General features: G+C 69.6%; 4 protein-coding genes and 1 pseudogene. 2 read left to right on the plus strand and 3 right to left on the minus strand.

All coding sequences use genetic code 11. The annotated features are described in order from the left end of the window. Positions 1 to 1,644: thiamine pyrophosphate-binding protein (locus RT567_RS11170; RefSeq protein ID WP_313576441.1), on the minus strand; the 1,644-nt coding region annotated here is incomplete at its 3' end. Positions 1,645 to 1,740: 96 nt separating this feature from the next. Here RT567_RS11170 and RT567_RS11175 point away from each other — a divergent pair. Both RT567_RS11175 and RT567_RS11180 read left to right on the plus strand, forming a co-directional pair. Next, a complete protein-coding gene (locus RT567_RS11175) occupies positions 1,741 to 1,878 on the plus strand; it encodes an entericidin A/B family lipoprotein (protein WP_087140513.1) in 138 nt (45 codons plus the stop codon). 97 nt (positions 1,879 to 1,975) lie between these two features. Further along, entirely contained in the window at positions 1,976 to 2,380 is a 405-nt protein-coding gene (locus tag RT567_RS11180; protein WP_313576442.1) for a YidB family protein, read from the plus strand. Positions 2,381 to 2,389: 9 nt separating this feature from the next. Here the strand turns inward: RT567_RS11180 and truA are convergent, their stop codons facing one another. Both truA and RT567_RS11190 read right to left on the minus strand, forming a co-directional pair. Beyond that, complete coding sequence (truA, locus tag RT567_RS11185) at positions 2,390 to 3,139, minus strand: tRNA pseudouridine(38-40) synthase TruA (RefSeq protein ID WP_313576443.1); 750 nt, start codon at positions 3,137 to 3,139, stop codon at positions 2,390 to 2,392. Beyond that, positions 3,139 to 3,462 (minus strand): annotated as a pseudogene (locus RT567_RS11190) (methionyl-tRNA formyltransferase); the annotation flags it as partial. The pseudogene RT567_RS11190 and the gene truA, both read right to left, overlap by 1 nt.

The following is a 3,462-nucleotide window of genomic DNA, read 5'->3' on the forward strand; positions in this document are numbered from 1 at the left end:
GATCGTGCGGCCCGGCGCGATCTGTTCGGCGTCGGTGATCAGGTGGACCAGGGCGGGACGACCGCTCGCCGCCGCCTCGCGTGCGGCCGCCAGGGCCGCCGGGAAGTCGCCGGTCGTCTCGCAACGCACGGCGAAGGCGCCGAAGGCCTCGGCGAACTTCACGAAGTCGGGGTTCTTCAGCTCCGTGGCGATGATGCGGGTCGGGTATTCCCGCTCCTGGTGCATGCGGATGGTGCCGAAGGTGCCGTTGTCCACGACGACGACGACGACGCCCAGCCCGTACTGGGCGGCGGTCGCCATCTCATTGGCGCTCATCATGAAGTCGCCGTCGCCGGCGATGCAGACCACTTCGCGCGACGGATGGACCGCCTTGGCCCCCAGCGCCGCCGGGTAGCCGTAGCCCATGGCGCCCGAGGTCGGGGCCAACTGGGTGCGACGGGCCTGATGGCGATGGAAGCGGTGCAGCCAGGCGGCGAAGTTCCCCGCGCCATTGGTCAGGATGGCGTTCTCGGGCAGGGCTTCGGCCAGATGGGCGATGACCTCGCTCATGTTGACCGCGCTCTTGACCTCGATGGGCGAGGAGAAGGCGAGGAAATCGGCATGGGCCGTCGCGCCCTGTTCGGTCCAGACGCGGCCCGGCTCGATGGCCGACAGGGCTAGGGCCGCCAGCGAATTATCCGCCGCCGCCGACAGGGCGGGCGCCCAGACGCGGCCCAGCTCTTCCGGCCCCGGATGAATGTGGATCAGGGTTTCGGCCGTCTTCGTCCGGTCCAGCAGGGTGTAGCCCTGGGTCGGATTCTCGCCCATGCGCGCGCCGATCACCAGCAGCAGGTCGGCGTCCTTGACCCGCGCCACCAGTTTGGGGTTGGGCCCCAGGCCGAGGTCGCCCGCATAGCCGGGGTGGTCGTTGCGGATCAGATCCTTGCGGCGGAAGGACAGGGCGACCGGCAGGCCCAGGCGCTCGGCCCAGCCGGAAATCGCGTCCGTCGCCTCATCGCTCCAGCCGGAGCCGCCCAGGATCAGCATGGGACGTTCGGCGCGCGACAGGCGCTCGCGCACCTGTTCGACGAAGGCCGGGTCCAGGGCGGCCTTGGCCGGGGCGACGGGGCGGATCGGCGAGGGGCCGCCGTCCTCGTGCAGGATGTTCTCGGGCAGGGCGACGACCACCGGTCCCATGCGACCCTGCTGGGCCGTGGCGAAGGCGCGCTCGACCACTTCCACGGTGCGTTCGGGGCTCTCGATCTCGGTCGCCCATTTGGCCAGACCGCCGAAGACTTCGCGATAGTCGACCTCCTGGAAGGCGCCGCGGCCCCGGTCGGTCAGGGCGATCTGGCCGACGAACAGGATCATCGGCGTGGAATCCTGATGCGCCGTATGCACGCCGATCGAGGCATGGGTCGCGCCCGGTCCGCGCGTGACCATGCAGACGCCCGGCCTGCCGGTCAGCTTGCCGTAGGCCTCGGCCATGTTGGCGGCGCCGGCCTCGTGGCGGCAGACGATGACCTCGATCTTGTCCTGGACGTCAGCCAGGGCGTCGAGCACGGCGAGATAGCTCTCGCCGGGCACGCAGAAGACCTTGTCGACCCCGTTCATCACCAGGGTTTCGACCAAACGGCGGGCGGCGGTTCCGGAAGCTTGCGTCATGCTTTCGCCGTTAGCAGATTGAAGGATGAATTGGCCATGCAACCTTATGGTCAAGCTTCACGTTGAAGCGTCAAATCGATCCATGGGGATTCCATCATGCGCAAGCTCATTGTTCTCGGCGTCATCGCCGCCGCCCTGACCACCGCCGCCTGCAACACCGTCGCCGGCGTGGGCCGCGACGTCTCGGCGGTCGGCCAGGCCGTCACCTCGGGCTCGGAACGCGCCAAGAGCTGAAACTGACGGCGGCGCGGCGGCGTTGCCTTGTTTTGCGTTTTCGCCACAAATCCGCAGACGAAGTCCGTCATTCTGACGGCGCAATCGGAGGAATGAGATGGGACTTCTGGACAATATCCTGGGCGGCCTCGGCGATGACGCCGCCGGCGGCCTGACCGACCTGCTCAAGGGGCAGGGCGGCGTGGCGGGCCTGGCCGAAAAGTTCGGCCAGAACGGCCTGGGCGACGTGGCGGCTTCGTGGATTGGCAAGGGCGGCAACGCCGCGATCTCGCCGGAGCAGATCGCGGCCGTCATCGGCTCGGGCCCGATCGCCGACTTCGCCCAGAAGCTGGGCATCTCGCCGGAACAGGCCAGCGAGACCCTGGCGGGCCTGCTGCCGGAAGCGGTCGACCGTCTGACGCCGGGCGGCAACGCCGACGGCGCCGACGACATGCTCGGCGGCTTGCTGGACAACCTGCCGGGCGGCCTCGGCGGCGCGCTGGGCGGTCTGTTCAAGCGTTAAGGCTCGGCGCTAGGCTTCGGCCTCATAGGTGACGCCCGTCAGATAAAGCCCGTCTGACGGCGCCACTGGGCCGCATCGCGCGCGGTCCCTGGCTTCGAGCGCATCGGCCAGGTCGGCGGGGCTCCAGCGGCCCAGACCGACCTCGGCCAGGCTGCCGGTCATCGAGCGCACCTGGCGATGCAGGAAGCTGCGCGCCTCGAACACCAGATGCACCTCTTCGCCGACGCGGCTCACGCGGGCCACGTCCAGCGTCCTCATCGGGCTGGCCGCCTGACAGGCGGCGTCGCGGAAGGTGGTGAAGTCGTGCAGGCCGATCAGGGCCTGCGCCGCCGCGTGCATGGCCTCGGCGTCCAGCGGCTTCTTGACGTGCCAGACCCGGCCCCGATCCAGCGCCGGGCGGCCGGGCCGGTTCAGAATCCGGTACAGGTATTTGCGTCCATTGGCGGTGAAGCGGGCGTGCCAGTCGTCGCTGACCGGGGCGCAGTCCAGCACCGCCACCGCCTCATTCATCAGATGGGCGTTCAGGGCGTTCATCACCGTGCGCGCCGGCCAATCACGCTCTAGATCGACGTGGCAGGTCTGGCCCGTGGCGTGGACGCCGGTGTCGGTGCGGCCAGCCGCGGCGATGCGCACGCTCTGACCGCTGAAGGCGGTGAGCGCCGTCTCGATCGCGCCCTGCACCGTCGGCTGGCCCGCCTGGGCCTGAAAGCCGTTGTAGGCAGAGCCGTCGTATTCGACGGTGAAACGATACCGGGGCATCAGCCGAGCTGGGTTCCGGCCGGAACCGGGAAGCCGCGCAGCATTTCCTCGGCGGATTGCGCGGCCTTGCCGGGGCGCTGCACGCGGGTCAGGCGAACCGCGCCGGTTCCGCAGGCCACCGTCAGGGCGTCGTCCAGAACCTGACCGGCCGCGCCCCGCCCTTCGGCCAGCGCCGACATCAGCGCCTTGATGCGGACGGGCTCGCCGTCGGCTTCGACTTCGAACCAGGCGCCGGGGAAGGGCGACAGGCCGCGAATGTGAGCGTCTACCTCGACGGCCGGGCGGGTCCAGTCGATGCGCGCCTCGTCCTTGCTCAGCTTGTG

Origin of the sequence: Brevundimonas sp., from assembly GCF_032107865.1 — a bacterium.
Lineage (GTDB): Bacteria > Pseudomonadota > Alphaproteobacteria > Caulobacterales > Caulobacteraceae > Brevundimonas.